The organism is Cysteiniphilum sp. GTC20157, from assembly GCF_055396795.1.
In genome coordinates, this window is record NZ_AP044698.1 from 1614197 (window position 1) to 1630328 (window position 16132).

Here is a 16132-nt window from a genome sequence, read left to right on the forward strand (position 1 = left end):
TGAATGTTTAGTCTTAACTCTAATATTCATCGTCTAATGATAACTGTTGTAAATCGTTTAACTTCTCTGGCATAACCACATCAAAATGCCGATAAGCATGATGCGTTGCAACCCGTCCACGCGCAGTTCGCATAATATAGCCTTGCTGTATTAAATAAGGCTCGATCATATCTTCAATCGTGCCACGCTCCTCTGAAATCGATGCGGCAATCGTATCCAATCCTACCGGACCGCCTGAGAATTTATCAATCAATGCCAATAAATAACGTCTATCCATGTGATCAAAGCCAACCGGATCAACATTAATCAATGATAACGCTTTATCAGCGACCTTGTGATCAACAACACCTTTGGCTTTCACATCAGCATAATCACGCACACGTCTTAACAAACGGTTCGCAATGCGCGGTGTACCACGTGCACGTTTTGCAATTTCCTTAGCACCTGATGCTTCAATTTGTACATTTAATAGCTTAGCTGAGCGCATTACAATATCTGCCAAATCACTCACTGAATAAAACTCCAAACGCTGCACAATACCAAAACGATCACGAAGTGGTGAGGTCAAAAGCCCTGCTCTTGTCGTCGCACCGACCAAAGTAAAGGGTGGCAAATCAATTTTGATTGATCGAGCCGCTGGCCCTTCACCTATCATAATATCCAGCTGATAATCCTCCATCGCCGGATAAAGAACTTCCTCAACCACAGGACTTAAGCGATGAATTTCATCAATAAATAACACATCATTGGCTTCAAGGTTGGTTAATAATGCTGCCAAATCACCCGCCTTTTCTAACACGGGACCTGAAGTTTGTTTTAATGAGACATTCATCTCATTGGCAATAATGTGTGAAAGTGTGGTTTTTCCCAAACCAGGAGGACCAAAAATAAGCACATGATCCAACGCTTCAGCACGCTTTCTTGCTGCTTCAATAAAAATCTCCATCTGCTCTTTTACTACGGGCTGACCATGGTAATCTTTAAGCATTTTAGGGCGAATCGCACGATCAATCTGCTGATCTTCTTTTTGTTTATTACCCGAGATAATACGGTCTGTCTCTATCATAGAATGTAAGTAATTAAGGCTTTTTATAACTGATTAAAAGCCTACCATGTTTTAACTTTAAAAACGATTAAAACGATATGATTTTTAGTGTCTCGCTATTATCAGCTATTGAATTTACATCGCCTGTAAAGATTGGATCGTCTCTTTTGCCCATTCCAATTCAGCTTTTAAACGCTTTTCATTATAGCGATATACCAATAACAGATAATTTTGATCCTCTCTGCCACTATGATCACTATTAATATGATTAATCACTTCATTTAGCTTGATTTGCAGGGTTTGTAAATGCGTGATGTAATGATTAACATGTTGCAAAACATCTCTTTTATCTATCACAAACCCATTGCTTAGCTTTAATAACAATTCATTGCGCTCTTTAGCACCATAGCTAATTGGTTGCATTAACCACTGTATTAAATGTGCTCGACCTGAATCAGTGATTGCATAAATGCGCTTTTGACGCTTGCCACTGGATTCATCTAGGCGTGACTCTACAAATCCTTGGTTCTCTAATTGCTTAAGCATCGGGTAAATTTGTGCATTACTTTCTGACCAATAAAAATGAGCAATCTTTTCAAAAAGTGCTTTAATACCATAACCGGATAACTCTTTTTTGTTCAGTAAACTTAAAATCGCGTAACAGGAATTATTTTCTCTTGCCATATTTTTCCTCTGTTGCTTTTATTATATATACGTTAGCTAAGCGTAAGTCGAAGCCTCTATAATTGCAGTTTTATAAGTATAAGCCCCATCACAAACGTTCTCGCCTTTACAAGCACATCCTTAGAATGCGCTCCGAATATGATCACTATTCATTAGTAAGCACTTAACCATAATCAAAAAATTTTATTGCATTTTACGCACACTAAGAGTATAGTCAACCGGTAATTAATACCTATACCAAAAACCCAATGAGGTCACAATGAAAAATAAGATAATGTTTTTAATTCTTAGCGTTTGCATTATCACTCCTTTTGCAAATGACATATTTATTGCCTCCTTCCCAGAAATGGGTAAGACCTTTAATACCTCACATATTGGACTAGTAATGACTGTGTTTATGATTGGTCTTGCTGCATCCCAGCTTTTTTACGGTCCTTTACTTGATCGTTTTGGTAGAAAGCCTGTTTTAGTCATTGGTCTTGTTATTTATACCTTAGCCAGCTTGATGATTGTCTTTTCAACAAGCTTTCACATGTTGCTTATTGGACGTTTTTTTCAAGCGATAGGCACATGCAGCAGTATTGTTGCAGCAATGGCAATTGCTCGTGATGTCTATAAAAAAGAAGATCTAGTTAAGGCAATGGCAATGATTATGGCAATTATTGGCATTTGTCCGGCGATTGCTCCACTGCTTGGTAGTGTTCTGCAAACTCTATTTGGCTGGCATGGCGCCTTTGCATTTCTACTGTTACTTGGCGTATTTTATGTATTGGTTATTAGCTTTTTATTTAAGGAAAGTCTTCAACAAAAAAATCTGCATGCAACAAAACCCAAACAGCTTTATCATAATTATCTATCACTGCTTAAAATCAAAAGCTTCCAAGGTTACATTTTAACAAGCGCTTGCTCATATGGTGTTTTATTCTCATATGCTGCGGCAAGTAGCATACTGATTATAGGGGTGTTTCACTTTTCAGTACTTGCCTTTGGGATCATTTTTGCGATTAATTCACTGGCAATTGTGATTATGTCTATTTTGGCACCGAAACTCAATAAACGCTTTAGCATCAGCCAATTGGTACTTACTGGTGCAACACTCCTAGTGATAGGTGCAGTGTTAACCATCCTGTTAAATGTCATTTTCATCAGTAATATCTATACCCTAGTATTGCCTATGTGGATCACAACCCTAGGCTACGCGATGATCCGTCCAACGGCAAGTGCAGGAGCTATATCAAGCGCACCGCATCATATCACAGGATCAGCAGCGGCATTGTTTAACTTCATGTCTTTCTTAGGCGGGGCCATGGCAACTTTTTTATTGACACAATTTACGATGACGAGTATTCATTTCGCAACCTTTGTGCTTATCATTGGATTACTTGCCGTTATTTGTGCACGCCATGCACACAAAGGACATTCATTTGAACTTGTTGCTGCTTAAATCTTAGTAACTAAAGTTACGGATTTTTTCTAAAGTGCGTAACTTCAATTAGTAAATTAAAAACGGATAAAAAACTTCGCGGTAAATACCACGCCAATATAAGATAATTCTGCACCAAAATTTTTGTAAGCATAATCAATATAAAGCTCAGGAATCGGCAACACTGGTAAATATTTCGCAAAATCTGACATCCGCTGATCATAACCTGAGATTAACCCTAAACGATACCCCACATTCACCTGATTGTTTCGTGATAATTGATTGGTATAGAGATTACGTTGCACTCCAACTACAAAAGCTCGATCACTGAATGAGTTAAGCAAAGTGCCAACAAAGATGCTATTGTAAAGACCTCCGATCAAATTATTTGACCAACGATCATGCGCGCGACTTTCAGGATTAAAATGCCAAGTAAACATCCCTAAGTAAACGGCGTTATCAGGCTGAGTGCCTTTTAAGAATGTCCAAAAACTCTCGCCTTTATCTGATTTATCTGAGGAAATCTGTCCTCCATCATTTGACGCATTTGCTTTCTGCGCTGACTCAGGACCAATAGCTGCATTCGCCGATGATGTAGCATGATCAGTATTATTGGCAGCAAAGCTCACGCTCACCAAAGCCAATACAACACACCCAAATAAGTAGTTTCTCACCTTTAACCTCGTTCTAATAAGAAAGCATTAAAAAAAGCAATTCACAATTACAAAAGTAATTCATGAAAATAAGCGCGCATCATCGCAAAATATTGCTTTGTAGTCAATGTACAATAATACGCAATAATGGAGTCAATTCAACACAAAATAGCACTGCATGATTTATTATAATACCCCCAAGAATTTTAAATAGCATCTGTTAAAATTTCAAGCAACCCATAAAATGATATTATATTTTACTTTTTCACTTTTTTAAATTATACTTGCTAAAGTAAACAAATAAGGAGTTGCTAAAATGACTGCGGTTAGTGTGACTAATGATAGCTCAATCATTGCAAAGTCTTTAGAGAATGTCTCGAAGTTATATAATATCCCACAATCGGATATCGCACGCATTCTTCATATGAGTAATTCAGCTTTCAGTAAAGCAAAGAAAACTAATTCAAATACCTTTTCACCTGAAACTAGCACTGGAGAACTCGCGTTATATTTTATAAAAGTTATTCGATCACTAGACGCGATATATGGTGGTAATGAAGCAATATGTAAAAAATGGCTGACCAGCAACAATAACGATCTTAGTGACGACACTCCAATGGATTTAATGAAGTCAGTCAAAGGCTTGGTTTTGGTAATGAACTATTTGGACTATTATCGTGGACGAGTTTGAGTTCATCAAAAATCACATTCAACCATGTGAAAGGCTAACAGTTTATAGAAGTATTGAAACACAAAATACTGCTTCAACACTTAAGCTCACAAATGGCAACATCCAAGAACAAGAACGATTAGAACAACTACTTGAGGAAAAGGCTAAGCCCAACACCAAGTATGTTGATCATCATTATTTAATATATACCCCATTCAGATACCCGCCTTTGAAATATGGCTCTAGGTTTGGGTCGATCTATGAAAAGTCACTTTGGTATGGTTCGAGCAATAAAGAAACATCATTGGCTGAATCCGCTTTTTATTTCTTTAATTTTAACCGTCAAGCAAACATAAACGATACGCTTTACTTTGAAAGAACGGTTTTTTCAGTACAATGCAATATCCAGAATTTTCTTGATCTTACTAAAATTAGACGCTTAGACCATAAATTGCTAACTTCTAAAAATAGTTATGCTTACACACAGCAACTATCAAAATCCATGAGGAAAAATAGTATCGAAGCATTTTTATATGAATCAGCACGTTACTCAGGTAACAAAAACTTTGCATCTTACACACCAAATGTTTTCAAGAAAAATTCATTAAAAATTATGCCTACATATATAGGGGTTTTTACGCCAAAAGAAATTACATATAAATCAACCATACATCATGATGAAGTATATACTTATAGTGTTGATGATTTCCTTGATGACTCTAGACTTCCTAAGATACCAAAATGAGCAAAGATATTTTTGTGGTATTACCTGTTGAATTGCTTGATTTATCGGATATACAAATACTTAATATCTCCCTGCGAGATAGACGTGAGCTAATTATTGAAGGACGAAATAAAGATGATATTCTTAATTTTTTTAAAAGCATACCTTCCCGCTTACGCAATACTGTTTCAGCTGTCTGTTGTGATTTGTATGAAAGTTATATTAATGCTGCCAAAGAGGTTTTTGGGAACAATACTGTTGTAGCAGATCGCTTCCATGTATCAAAGTTATATCGGAAAAAGCTAATAGATGTGCGTAAAAGTGAGCTTAAGAGACTTAAATCAAAGCTGTCAAAAGAGGAATAACAAGAACTGAAGCCTGCTGTAGCCATCCTATTGTCGTTTATACCAGCAAATGTTTGGCCAAATCAATCTTCCTAATGCCGTATTAAATCGATAAAGTATTTATGTATTGGCGAGCTTTGGGATAGCTCAGGGTGAAAAGTTGCTGCCAATATTTTATGCTTTCTAATTAAAACAGGCTTATCTAAATGATAAGACATGACATCAATTTCTTTATCATTAATCGCGCTAATAATCGGTGCACGAATAAAAAAAGCTTCAACTTCTTCCTCTGTTGTGTCAAATTTGACATTTAAAGGGAAAATACCACTTTCTAACTGTCGCCCATAACCATTGCGAATGACGTCGACATCCAAAACACCCATTTTTTGTAATAGAATCACACCAGCGCACGTTGCTAAAATTGGAATTTCTTGTATGCGCTTAATCAATGGTTGCCATAGTTGATGTTTCTGTAACAAATAAGTCATTGTCGTACTCTCACCACCTGGCAAAATCAACGCATCAACCTTAGCTAAAGCGGCTTCTGTTTTGACTAAAATACAGTTAACCCCCAGTGATGCAATTTTTTTCTGGTGCGCATCATACGCACCTTGTAAGGCAAGTACCCCGATATTCATTACTAGCCTCTAACTGAAAACATCTCGTGCGGTAACAAATGATCGCAATTAATTCCTGTCATTGGCGCACCTAGATCTTCTGAGACTTTAGCAATCACATCTGGATCATTGAAATGTGTTACAGCACTCACAATGGCTTCAGCACGTTTTTTAGGATTATTTGATTTGAAAATACCAGAGCCAACAAAGACAGTTTCCGCACCTAATTGCATCATCATCGCTGCATCAGCAGGTGTTGCAATACCACCGGCTGAGAAATTAGGTACAGGCAATTTGCCATGCTCATGTACATATCTTACTAACTCATAAGGTGCAGCTAGTTTTTTAGCAATCGCCATCAGCTCACCACTATCCGCCATTTGTACTTCTTTGATCTGACGATTTAATGCACGCATTTGTTTTACTGCCTGAATCACATCACCAGTCCCTGCTTCACCCTTAGTACGGATCAAGGCAGCGCCCTCACCAATTCGACGCAATGCTTCACCTAAATTACTACAACCACAAACAAAAGGCACTTTAAAAGCATGCTTATCAATATGGTTTTCATCATCCGCAGGTGTTAACACTTCACTTTCATCGATAAAGTCGATACCTAATGACTCTAAAATTTGCGCTTCAACAAAATGACCAATACGCACTTTTGCCATCACAGGAATACTCACTGCGGTCATAATCTCTTTGATCAGCTTTGGATCTGACATGCGCGCAACGCCACCGTCTTTTCGAATATCAGCAGGAACGCGTTCAAGCGCCATCACCGCAACAGCACCCGCTTCTTCAGCGATTTTTGCCTGCTCTGCAGTTACAACGTCCATAATCACGCCACCTTTAAGCATCTCAGCCAAGCCAACGTTAATCTTTAATCTATCGTTCATGAGCCAATACTCCACTTTTATTTTGAGTTTAAAATAATGTTTATAAATACTGTATCGCGGTAAATTAATTAACGATACATAAAATACCCGCATACAATAGAGCAATTTTAATGCTGATACAATCGCTTAAATTCCAAATCTGCTTTTTTTGTTATTTTTCACTCTTTTTTCTTGATGTCAACCAAGTGGTTACTCAACAAGGTAAGCCTGATCCGTACCCTGAGCGAAGTCGAAGGGATGTACACAAATGACGACGAAACGATCATTGACTTCGACTAACATTAAGCCAATGTTTACATAATAAAATAAGGGTAGAAATAATTGCCTTTATTAGTTATTTCAATTGATAATTTGGTGGCTCTTTGGTGATCATCACATTATGTACATGACTTTCGTTAAAACCAGCACCCGTGATTTTGACAAAGGTTGGTTTGGTATTCATCTCGATAATTGTAGCGCAACCTGTATACCCCATACCAGCACGCAAACCACCGATTAATTGATGAATGACTGCAGCAAGCGTTCCCTTATATGGAACACGTCCTTCAATGCCTTCAGGTACGAGCTTTTTCGCATCAACACTGTCTTGAAAATAACGGTCAGATGAGCCTTTTGCCATAGCACCCAATGAACCCATACCACGATATGACTTGTATGAACGCCCTTGAAATAATTCAACTTCACCAGGTGATTCTTCCGTTCCTGCAAACAATCCACCAACCATAACAACCGATGCGCCCGCGGCAATTGCTTTACAAATATCACCTGAATAGCGAATACCACCGTCAGCAATCACAGGCACACCCAATGGCGCCATCACCGCAACCACATTGGAAATAGCCGTTAATTGTGGCACGCCAACACCCGCGACAACACGCGTTGTACAGATTGATCCTGGACCAATACCCACTTTAACACCATCAGCTCCCGCCTCAACTAAAGCTTTCGCGGCTTCCGCTGTGGCGATGTTACCACCAATAATTTGTACTTTTGGGAAATGCGTTTTTACCCATTTTACACGATCAAGCACGCCTTGCGAATGGCCGTGTGCTGTATCAACAACGATCACATCAACTCCGGCTTCAACCAGCGCCTTGACACGTGCCTCAGTGTCTCCTGCCGTACCTACGGCTGCACCAACCACTAAGCGCCCTAATTCATCTTTACACGCATTGGGTTTATCAATCGATTTTTGAATATCTTTTACTGTGATTAAACCAACGAGTTCATAGCGGTCATTGACAACCAATACTTTTTCAATACGGTGCTGATGTAATAAACGCTGAATCTCATCTTCTTGCGCACCCTCTTTCACCGTTACTAAACGCTCTTTTGGGGTCATAACGCTTGAAATCGGTTGTGTTAGGTCTTTGGCAAAACGAATATCACGCGATGTCACCAAACCAACGAGTGCTTTGCCCTCAACAACAGGCACGCCTGAGAAATGATACTGCTCAGTAATAGCTAACAACTCGCGTATCGTTGTTTCAGGTGAAGCAGTAATCGGATCAATCACCATGCCATTTTCAAACTTCTTAACCTTGCGCACTTCAGCTGCTTGTGCTTTGATTGGCATATTTTTATGAATAATACCCACACCACCCTCTTGCGCCATGGCAATAGCTAAGCGCGATTCGGTTACGGTATCCATTGCTGCGGATACTAATGGCATCTTTAATTTTATTTTACGCGTAAGATGCGTTTCTAATGAAACCTGATGCGGCAATACATTGGAATAACCAGGAGACAACAGCACATCATCAAAAGTGATGGCTTCTTCAGTGATACGTAACATAAATGACCTCGTAATTAAGTTTAGATAAATTTAGACTCGTCTTAATTACAGCGGCATTCTAGCAATATTTATGATGCTTTACTAGCATTGACATTTAATTTTTTATCGAATTTTCTGATCAGAAAAATTGTTAAAACAAAATAAAAATGAAAAAGGCTTTAGCCCCACGCTAAAGCCTTCTTCTAGGAACTTTACCCCAAAAGCTCCCTGCCCCTCATCTAAAGTTTCAATAACCCCCGCTACAAAACTTGAAACCATATTATCGCTCAAAATTTTTATTGTAAAGTAAATTTTAGCTATTTTTACTTATTCAAGTAATTTTTTATCCGAATATACGCTTATCCTACTGACAAACAACCAGAGTTATTGCTATACTTGGCATTCAAATTTGGGAGTCGAAAAACCATGGCAAACATAGTACAACAATTAAGTCATAACATTTTTAACCTTATGCGTCAGCATGGTATCAAGTCAGTCAGTGAGCTTGCCAGACAAGTTGGCTGTTCAGCAACGACTATTTATAACATCACCAGCCAAACCAATAAAAATCCGTCGATTGAAACCATTAAGATGCTTGCAGATTTCTTTGAAGTCAGCATTGATGATTTTGTCCGTCACAATCTTGTCGACAATGCAAACAAACTGAAAAAATCAAGTCGGCTATGCCCCGTGATTACTAAGGCAAATTTAGCACAGTTTATTACTGGTAACTATCAAGATGATGACAGCAAAGTCACTGAAATCGCGAATAATCAGTTATCAACGAATGCCTTTGCTATTGAACTTGATCAAAATATAGCACCCTATCAAACTGGTAATGTTTTGATTTTTGACTACTTAAACTTTGAAGAAATTGCCTTTCCTAGCCTGTGCATTATCAAAAGCAAAAATAACTACACGATTCAAAACATTTATCAAATTGATGGCAATTTATACCTCAAAATAAAACAAGGCATTTTCAACAAAAAAGATATGCTCATACCCCTTGATGATGAATATTCAAATGCTGAAATTATTGCCGCATTAGTTGAAGTTAAGCTTTATCACTAAACACGTTGACACAACGATCTGAGTCAATTTTGAAACCAACAATACCACTGATTTTATTGCTTGGCAGCTCCACAATGTCGGTTTTCTCTAGACGCTTAATATACAATGCAATTTTACTTGAGATAGTACAAACAATGACATCATAAGATAATTTAATAACATACTGAGTCATTATGATGATGAAGATCACCTTTAGTGGTACAACAAATAAGAATACACCAAAAGCAAAAACAACACTATCGATAAAAGTACCAATGGCCGTTGCAATAATAAACCTAACAATAATTCGCCGGCGTTCTTTGCCTTCCTGCAGTCCATGCTTTTCGCGCGAATAATACTTTAATCTTGCAATAATATTGGTATTAACAAATTCGGCAATTACAAAACTAATAAATGAAAAAGCAAAAACCCTAATCACTCCAGCCTCAGAAAAAACCAATTCCCGCACGTAGTTGTGCCCATTAACCGTAGGCAACATCGCCAAGACACTAAGAATTAATAGTGCTATTAGCGAAGTTAACGCAACCGTTGTATAAATTCGCCTAACAATTGAAAAACCATATACTTCAGTTAGGATTGAATCAAATAGAAATGTTAACGAATAAACAAATATGGCACCTGGTGCTGCCAGTGGAATACCACCAATACTCCCTAAGCTAATAATTGTTGAACCCGCTAAATTTGATGCAAAAAAGATGACGGTATAAAGTGAAACAAATAGCAAAAAAACATATTTCTTCTCTTCGAGCGCTGCCAACTTTATATTATTCCTTACCTTACCAAATAGACTTTCTTGCTTGCCTGCATTAAATGCAATTAAGCGCTGATCACTTTCAGAAAATAAATCAATAATGTCATTTTCATTGAGTCTATTAGCTAATCGACTACTACTCTTCTTGGTTAAAGTGTCATAGTACTCAACTGTAAAATTATTTGGGTTAATATTACTGATCTTATAATGTGAATTTTTCCCCATTTCCTTCTCCCTTTTTAGTTATTAACATATGAATTAACACAATGATCTGGATCGATCTTAAAGCCAACAATACCAGTGATTTTATTGCTTGGTAGCTCTACAATATCGGTTTCCTCTAGACGCTTCATATACATTGCCAACTTACTTGAAAAAGTACAAACAACGATATCATAAGATAATGCACCCTTTTTGGTGAGCGTGTCGTAAAACTCCACCTTGCCGCTGTTTACGTCAATATTACTAATTTTATAATGGCTAACTTCCATTTAAATACATTCAAACTTTGAAGTTTGGCAATTATACCTGCTTATAAGGCAAATTAATACCTACCTTTATTGAGGCATTATTGACGTGCTAAACGTATCTGTTTTTGCTCATTTTTCTCAGCATCAAACATAAAGTTTGCGCGCATTGGGTTAATATCGAGTCCGCCACGACGTGTATAGCGCGCATAAACAAATAATTTTTCAGGCTGGCAATAGCGCATAATATCGCTATAAATACGCTCAACACATTGCTCATGGAACTCATTATGATCACGGAAAGAAACAAGATATTTCAGCAACCCTTCGCGATTAATTTTGCCTCCTTGATATTCGATCAACACACTACCCCAATCCGGTTGAAAGGTCACTAAACAGTTGGATTTCAGTAAATCACTACTTAGGCGCTCATGTACTTTGATTGTCTGATCTGCAGTTAAAAACTGAGGGTTTGTCGTATATTCGTTGATTTCGATATCAAGCTCATCTATCGACTCTGCTGTAAATTGGTTAGCAATATGACAAGGGTAATCTTTTAGTGTGTATAATGTCACAGACACCGCACCATTAGCAGCTTGAGAGAGATCATGCTTCATAATATTAACAACCTCATCATCACTGGCAAAATGTGTACTATTAAAAGAATTTAAATAAAGCTTAAAACTTTTTGACTCAATCAAGCACTCAGAAAGCGCATCGATCTCAAATACTGCAATGCGCACTTGTGGCTTGCCTTTCATATTCAACCATGAGATTTCAAAGCCCGTCCAAATATCGACACCTTTAAACTCAGGTGTTCCCTTTATCCCCAACTCATCACGCTTTATCGATCGCGGGATCGGGAATAATAAACTGGCATCATATTGTGTTTTATATTCAGATTTTTTACCTAACTCAGAGAGGACTAAATCCATTAAATTTAACTCGGCATCTATTATGAATGCGCTAACTCTATCATAATGTTATTACCATCTCAATGAGAGTACTCAAGATTTCACCGGCTCATTATAATTTGTGCTTCACTAGGTCTTCAATTATTGATAGTAGCGGCAGTATCCAATGCCCTTATTAGCTCATTAAACGATTTCTACTTAGCATTTAACGTGAAATACACAACACTTTTCACAGGAATATATTCTGGATAAATCACAGGTGTTATATATTTACGTAAGATAAAAGCCCCCGCTTTACCACCATCAAAATTTACCGCGCGTTTAATATTGATATCAAAGTAATTAGCAAGTGCTTTAACAACATATGCCGCCTGCTGCAAGGTTGCGCTATCAACATAAATCACCATAAGTTTTGAGCTTGTCTGTGCATAAATAATACGTTTGGCAATTTTATCATCATTGACTTCTTGTATGATGTTATCTTTAAGCAAAATAGGTCCCACCTGAAAAGCATAGTAAGCATGATGATATTTTTGATCTTTATCTAAGATATTGATGTGACCATGTTGATCAATCGTAATAATTGATGATAACAACGTATTGTTAACCAATGGTAAGCGCAGTTTACTTTGGTCAATCAAGAGACCATTGACAAGAAATCCTTCTTGATAAAAGCCACCATTAGTTGCTAAAAACGCATCCTTTTGGGTTGCCACATCAAGCACACTTTGAACATTATCTTGTGATTGAATCGTAAGTCCCGCTTTATATGCGTCATTATTCAACAACACGACATCAACAAGCAGCGGAAAATGCTTTTTTTTAAGCGCCTCAAAGGCGTAAAACTGCACTTTCTTTGGCACAATACCAACGGATTTTTTTTGCTGTAACTGCCATGAAGCTGCAAATAAGATGACGGAACTACTTAATAGAAGTCCTAAAGCTAAGATACGTTGTAATAACATAGCGACATTAATCTAAATAAATATGCTCGGCATTATATCAGAACAAGACCAATACCTTTATTGTAATAATTCAAAAATAAGTTGAGCTTCAATTACTCCCCTCTCCCGCAAGGGGAGAGGTATTAGCTGACGCAACTTATACCGCTCGTAAATCATTTTGCGTTGTTTGATGTCAAAGAAGTTTTTGATGATTTTGAGTGATTGTATTGCAGGTAATAGCTAGGACTATTGGCAAAATACAATCGCTCAAAAGTGCAAGAAATTCGACGGCAGAAATATTGTAAAATGGTTTGTGAGCGGTATATTCTTGATTCATTACATTAGCACCTGTAATGACAACCGTTTTTTGTTGACTCATCTACTTACCTGCCTTTTCCATAATGGTGGAATCTTTTTTAGAAAAAACAAAATTATCATGTTCACTGGTGACCTGAATAGTATCACCTGCCACATAACGCCCTTCTAAAAGATAAGTAGCCAATGGGTTTTCGATGTATTGCTGAATCGCGCGTTTCAACGGTCTTGCACCAAATACCGGATCAAACCCGTGATCTGCCAGCTCATCCATTGCTACTGCCGAAATCGTTAATGTCAAATCACGCTCATGTAAACGCTTGCGCACACGATTGATTTGAATATCAGCAATCTGTTTGATCATCTCTTTATCTAGTGGCTCAAAGACAACGGTTTCATCAATACGATTGATAAACTCCGGTCTAAAGTGTTGCAATACAACTTGAAGCACTTGTTCTTTGACTTGGTCATAACCCTCACTATGCAGTTTTTCTTGGATTAACTGCGAGCCTAAGTTTGAAGTCATAATGAGCACAGTATTTTTAAAATCAACCGTACGCCCTTGGCTATCAGTCAAGCGTCCATCATCTAAGATTTGCAATAGAATATTAAAAACATCTGGATGTGCTTTTTCAACTTCATCAAGCAAAATGACCGAATAAGGTTTGCGTCTTACATGCTCAGTTAAGTAGCCACCTTGTTCATAGCCAACATAGCCTGGAGGCGCACCAATCAAGCGAGCCACTGAGTGCTTCTCCATATACTCTGACATATCAATCCTAAGCATCGCATCTTCACTATCAAACATAAACTCTGCTAATGCCTTGGTCAGCTCAGTCTTACCAACACCCGTTGGACCCAAGAATAAAAATGATCCTGTTGGACGATTCGGATCAGATAATCCAGAGCGCGCGCGACGAACGGCATTTGACACGGCGGTAATCGCTTCTTTTTGACCAATCACACGTTTGCCTAAGAAGTCTTCCATATGTAGTAGCTTCTCACGCTCACCTTCCATCATTTTATTGACGGGAATCCCAGTTGATTTAGAAACCACTTCAGCAATCTCATTCTCAGTCACTTGTGTACGCACGAGTTTTGTTTTGATTGGATCAGCGCTAGCCAATGCTTTAATCTGCTCTTCTAACTGCGGAATAAGCCCATATTGCAACTCTGCCATTTTTGATAAATCACCAGTTCGCTTAGCAGCATCTAGATCAATTTTAGCCTGGTCCAACTGCTCTTTTAGCTTTTGTGAACCTTGCATTTGCGCCTTTTCTGACTTCCAAATTTCTTCAAAGCCTGAGTATTCTTTTTCTAAAGCGTTAATCTCATCTTCTAAAACATCCAAGCGCTTCTTGGTGGCATCATCTTTTTCTTTTTTCAATTGCTCACGCTGCATTTTCAATTGAATAATCCGGCGATATAACTTCTCCATTTCCTCAGGACGTGAATCAATCTCCATACGGATTTGACTTGCTGCTTCATCCATTAAATCAATGGCCTTATCCGGCAATTGCCTATCGGTAATATAGCGATGTGATAAAGTTGCTGCCGCGACAATTGCGGGATCCGTAATATCAACGCCATGATGCACTTCATAACGCTCTTTTAACCCGCGCAAAATCGCAATGGTATCTTCAACCGTTGGTTCATCAACCAGTACTTTCTGGAATCTGCGCTCTAGTGCTGGATCTTTTTCAACATTCTCACGATATTCATCTAATGTCGTTGCCCCCACGCATCTTAACTCACCACGCGCCAAGGCGGGTTTCAACATATTACCGGCATCCATCGAACCTTCAGCTTTACCTGCGCCAACCATAGTATGCAACTCATCGATAAACAAAATCACACTACCTTCTTGTTTGGCTAGCTCTTTAAGTACTGATTTTAAACGCTCTTCAAAATCGCCACGGAACTTGGCTCCTGCCAATAACGCACCCAGATCCAAAGATAAAATACGTTTATTGCGAATACCTTCAGGCACCTCATTGTTAACGATGCGCTGCGCTAAGCCTTCAACAATGGCGGTTTTACCAACGCCTGGGCGACCAATTAATACGGGATTGTTTTTAGTGCGACGTTGCAATACTTGAATTGTGCGTCTAATCTCATCATCACGCCCTATCACCGGATCAATCTTACCTTGACGTGCTCTTTCCGTTAGATCAATCGTATATTTCTTTAACGCACCTTGCATATCTTCAGCATTTTGACTCTCAACGCGTGAGCCACCTCTGACTTTATCCACCGCTTGAGTTAGGTTTTCTTTTGATAAACCCGCCGCTTTAAATATTTTACTAATTGCACCATCGACAAACCCTGCGATTAAAAACAAATCACTTGAAATAAATTCATCCTGCTTTTCACTGGCAAGTTTTTCCATCTGCTGCAGTATTTTAATCAAGTTATTCGACGCACTGATTTGACTGGCTGCACTACTGGTGGTTAGTGCATTTAAGGCATTACTTAATTCACTATTGAGATTTGATAAATTACCTCCTGCTTGGGTGATAATAGATGCAATCATGCCACCTTCTTGATCCAACAATGCTTTTAACACATGAATAGGCTCTAGCATCGTGTGACTCTTGCTAATGGCTAAACTCTGCGCTTCAGTCAGCGCCTCTTGTAACTTATGGGTAAACTTCTCTGCTTTCATATTTCCTTTATCCTCATTTCTTCAACACTATAAATCATCTAAGCAATCACTGACTTAAGACATGACCGTAAATCAACCATCAAGTCTCAAACGTTAATTGATAAACCTTCACATTATTTATCTTTAACACCCTGCTGAATATCAGTGCATGATCAACATTCCATTATTTAAT

General features: G+C 38.2%; 18 protein-coding genes. 5 read left to right on the plus strand and 13 right to left on the minus strand.

Annotation, left to right across the window (positions count from 1 at the left end):
* Positions 1–19: 19 nt before the first annotated feature.
* Complete coding sequence (gene ruvB / locus ACZ5V8_RS07285; protein WP_464217265.1) at positions 20–1066, minus strand: Holliday junction branch migration DNA helicase RuvB; 1047 nt, start codon at positions 1064–1066, stop codon at positions 20–22.
* A 114-nt stretch (positions 1067–1180) separates the two neighbouring features.
* A complete protein-coding gene (locus tag ACZ5V8_RS07290; protein WP_464217266.1) occupies positions 1181–1729 on the minus strand; it encodes a PadR family transcriptional regulator in 549 nt (182 codons plus the stop codon).
* Between the two features lie 259 nt (positions 1730–1988).
* Here ACZ5V8_RS07290 and ACZ5V8_RS07295 point away from each other — a divergent pair, with 259 nt between their 5' ends.
* Positions 1989–3173, plus strand: coding sequence for a multidrug effflux MFS transporter (locus ACZ5V8_RS07295; RefSeq protein WP_464217267.1), 1185 nt, complete (start codon positions 1989–1991; stop codon positions 3171–3173).
* Positions 3174–3229: 56 nt separating this feature from the next.
* Here the strand turns inward: ACZ5V8_RS07295 and ACZ5V8_RS07300 are convergent, their stop codons facing one another.
* Positions 3230–3826, minus strand: a complete 597-nt coding sequence (locus ACZ5V8_RS07300) for a hypothetical protein (RefSeq protein WP_464217268.1) — start codon at positions 3824–3826, stop codon at positions 3230–3232.
* 295 nt (positions 3827–4121) lie between these two features.
* Here ACZ5V8_RS07300 and ACZ5V8_RS07305 point away from each other — a divergent pair, with 295 nt between their 5' ends.
* From ACZ5V8_RS07305 to ACZ5V8_RS07315, 3 genes are read left to right on the plus strand one after another with little or no spacing between them, the layout of a single operon-like run.
* Positions 4122–4496, plus strand: coding sequence for an antitoxin Xre/MbcA/ParS toxin-binding domain-containing protein (locus tag ACZ5V8_RS07305; protein WP_440616428.1), 375 nt, complete (start codon positions 4122–4124; stop codon positions 4494–4496).
* Positions 4483–5220: an RES family NAD+ phosphorylase gene (locus ACZ5V8_RS07310; protein WP_464217269.1), complete on the plus strand. Its 738-nt coding sequence runs from the start codon at positions 4483–4485 to the stop codon at positions 5218–5220. The genes ACZ5V8_RS07305 and ACZ5V8_RS07310 overlap by 14 nt, the downstream gene beginning before the upstream one ends.
* The gene (locus tag ACZ5V8_RS07315; protein WP_464217270.1) at positions 5217–5564 is read left to right on the plus strand and encodes a transposase; all 348 of its coding nucleotides are present in this window, start codon (positions 5217–5219) and stop codon (positions 5562–5564) included. The genes ACZ5V8_RS07310 and ACZ5V8_RS07315 overlap by 4 nt, the downstream gene beginning before the upstream one ends.
* 71 nt (positions 5565–5635) lie before the next feature.
* On the opposite strand, the gene pdxT is transcribed toward ACZ5V8_RS07315, so the two are convergent.
* The 4 genes from pdxT to ACZ5V8_RS07335 all read right to left on the minus strand — a co-directional run bounded on the left by pdxT (position 5636) and on the right by ACZ5V8_RS07335 (position 9112).
* Positions 5636–6181 carry a pyridoxal 5'-phosphate synthase glutaminase subunit PdxT gene (pdxT, locus tag ACZ5V8_RS07320; RefSeq protein ID WP_464217271.1) on the minus strand — a complete coding sequence of 182 codons (546 nt, stop codon included), beginning with the start codon at positions 6179–6181 and terminating at the stop codon, positions 5636–5638.
* 2 nt (positions 6182–6183) lie between these two features.
* The gene (gene pdxS / locus ACZ5V8_RS07325) at positions 6184–7059 is read right to left on the minus strand and encodes a pyridoxal 5'-phosphate synthase lyase subunit PdxS (protein ID WP_464217272.1); all 876 of its coding nucleotides are present in this window, start codon (positions 7057–7059) and stop codon (positions 6184–6186) included.
* Between the two features lie 334 nt (positions 7060–7393).
* Positions 7394–8854, minus strand: coding sequence for an IMP dehydrogenase (gene guaB, locus ACZ5V8_RS07330; protein WP_464217273.1), 1461 nt, complete (start codon positions 8852–8854; stop codon positions 7394–7396).
* Positions 8855–8956: 102 nt separating this feature from the next.
* The gene (locus ACZ5V8_RS07335) at positions 8957–9112 is read right to left on the minus strand and encodes a hypothetical protein (protein WP_440616436.1); all 156 of its coding nucleotides are present in this window, start codon (positions 9110–9112) and stop codon (positions 8957–8959) included.
* A gap of 147 nt (positions 9113–9259) precedes the next feature.
* On the opposite strand from ACZ5V8_RS07335, the gene ACZ5V8_RS07340 reads away from it, so the two are divergent.
* A complete protein-coding gene (locus ACZ5V8_RS07340) occupies positions 9260–9904 on the plus strand; it encodes a helix-turn-helix domain-containing protein (RefSeq protein ID WP_440616437.1) in 645 nt (214 codons plus the stop codon).
* Here ACZ5V8_RS07340 and ACZ5V8_RS07345 read toward each other — a convergent pair.
* The 6 genes from ACZ5V8_RS07345 to clpB all read right to left on the minus strand — a co-directional run bounded on the left by ACZ5V8_RS07345 (position 9888) and on the right by clpB (position 15960).
* Positions 9888–10880, minus strand: a complete 993-nt coding sequence (locus ACZ5V8_RS07345) for a VUT family protein (protein WP_440616438.1) — start codon at positions 10878–10880, stop codon at positions 9888–9890. The genes ACZ5V8_RS07340 and ACZ5V8_RS07345 overlap by 17 nt on opposite strands.
* 14 nt (positions 10881–10894) lie before the next feature.
* A complete protein-coding gene (locus ACZ5V8_RS07350) occupies positions 10895–11146 on the minus strand; it encodes a hypothetical protein (protein WP_464217274.1) in 252 nt (83 codons plus the stop codon).
* A 77-nt stretch (positions 11147–11223) separates the two neighbouring features.
* Positions 11224–12057 (minus strand): NADPH-dependent 7-cyano-7-deazaguanine reductase QueF, encoded by an 834-nt coding sequence (gene queF / locus ACZ5V8_RS07355; protein WP_464217275.1) that lies wholly within the window; start codon positions 12055–12057, stop codon positions 11224–11226.
* A gap of 173 nt (positions 12058–12230) precedes the next feature.
* Positions 12231–13001: a phosphodiester glycosidase family protein gene (locus ACZ5V8_RS07360; protein WP_464217276.1), complete on the minus strand. Its 771-nt coding sequence runs from the start codon at positions 12999–13001 to the stop codon at positions 12231–12233.
* Between the two features lie 172 nt (positions 13002–13173).
* A complete protein-coding gene (locus tag ACZ5V8_RS07365; RefSeq protein WP_464217277.1) occupies positions 13174–13359 on the minus strand; it encodes a hypothetical protein in 186 nt (61 codons plus the stop codon).
* Positions 13360–15960: an ATP-dependent chaperone ClpB gene (gene clpB, locus ACZ5V8_RS07370; protein ID WP_464217278.1), complete on the minus strand. Its 2601-nt coding sequence runs from the start codon at positions 15958–15960 to the stop codon at positions 13360–13362.
* Between the last annotated feature and the right edge of the window lie 172 nt (positions 15961–16132).

Coding starts and splice junctions, on each gene's coding strand:
- ACZ5V8_RS07335 (WP_440616436.1), bottom strand. CDS start 9,112: ATGGTTTCAAGTTTTGTAGCGGGGGTTATTGAAACTTTAGATGAGGGG.
- pdxS (WP_464217272.1), bottom strand. CDS start 7,059: ATGAACGATAGATTAAAGATTAACGTTGGCTTGGCTGAGATGCTTAAA.
- ACZ5V8_RS07350 (WP_464217274.1), bottom strand. CDS start 11,146: ATGGAAGTTAGCCATTATAAAATTAGTAATATTGACGTAAACAGCGGC.
- ruvB (WP_464217265.1), bottom strand. CDS start 1,066: ATGATAGAGACAGACCGTATTATCTCGGGTAATAAACAAAAAGAAGAT.
- ACZ5V8_RS07295 (WP_464217267.1), top strand. CDS start 1,989: ATGAAAAATAAGATAATGTTTTTAATTCTTAGCGTTTGCATTATCACT.
- ACZ5V8_RS07340 (WP_440616437.1), top strand. CDS start 9,260: ATGGCAAACATAGTACAACAATTAAGTCATAACATTTTTAACCTTATG.
- ACZ5V8_RS07365 (WP_464217277.1), bottom strand. CDS start 13,359: ATGAGTCAACAAAAAACGGTTGTCATTACAGGTGCTAATGTAATGAAT.
- ACZ5V8_RS07345 (WP_440616438.1), bottom strand. CDS start 10,880: ATGGGGAAAAATTCACATTATAAGATCAGTAATATTAACCCAAATAAT.
- ACZ5V8_RS07315 (WP_464217270.1), top strand. CDS start 5,217: ATGAGCAAAGATATTTTTGTGGTATTACCTGTTGAATTGCTTGATTTA.
- ACZ5V8_RS07305 (WP_440616428.1), top strand. CDS start 4,122: ATGACTGCGGTTAGTGTGACTAATGATAGCTCAATCATTGCAAAGTCT.
- pdxT (WP_464217271.1), bottom strand. CDS start 6,181: ATGAATATCGGGGTACTTGCCTTACAAGGTGCGTATGATGCGCACCAG.
- ACZ5V8_RS07290 (WP_464217266.1), bottom strand. CDS start 1,729: ATGGCAAGAGAAAATAATTCCTGTTACGCGATTTTAAGTTTACTGAAC.
- clpB (WP_464217278.1), bottom strand. CDS start 15,960: ATGAAAGCAGAGAAGTTTACCCATAAGTTACAAGAGGCGCTGACTGAA.
- guaB (WP_464217273.1), bottom strand. CDS start 8,854: ATGTTACGTATCACTGAAGAAGCCATCACTTTTGATGATGTGCTGTTG.
- queF (WP_464217275.1), bottom strand. CDS start 12,057: ATGGATTTAGTCCTCTCTGAGTTAGGTAAAAAATCTGAATATAAAACA.
- ACZ5V8_RS07360 (WP_464217276.1), bottom strand. CDS start 13,001: ATGTTATTACAACGTATCTTAGCTTTAGGACTTCTATTAAGTAGTTCC.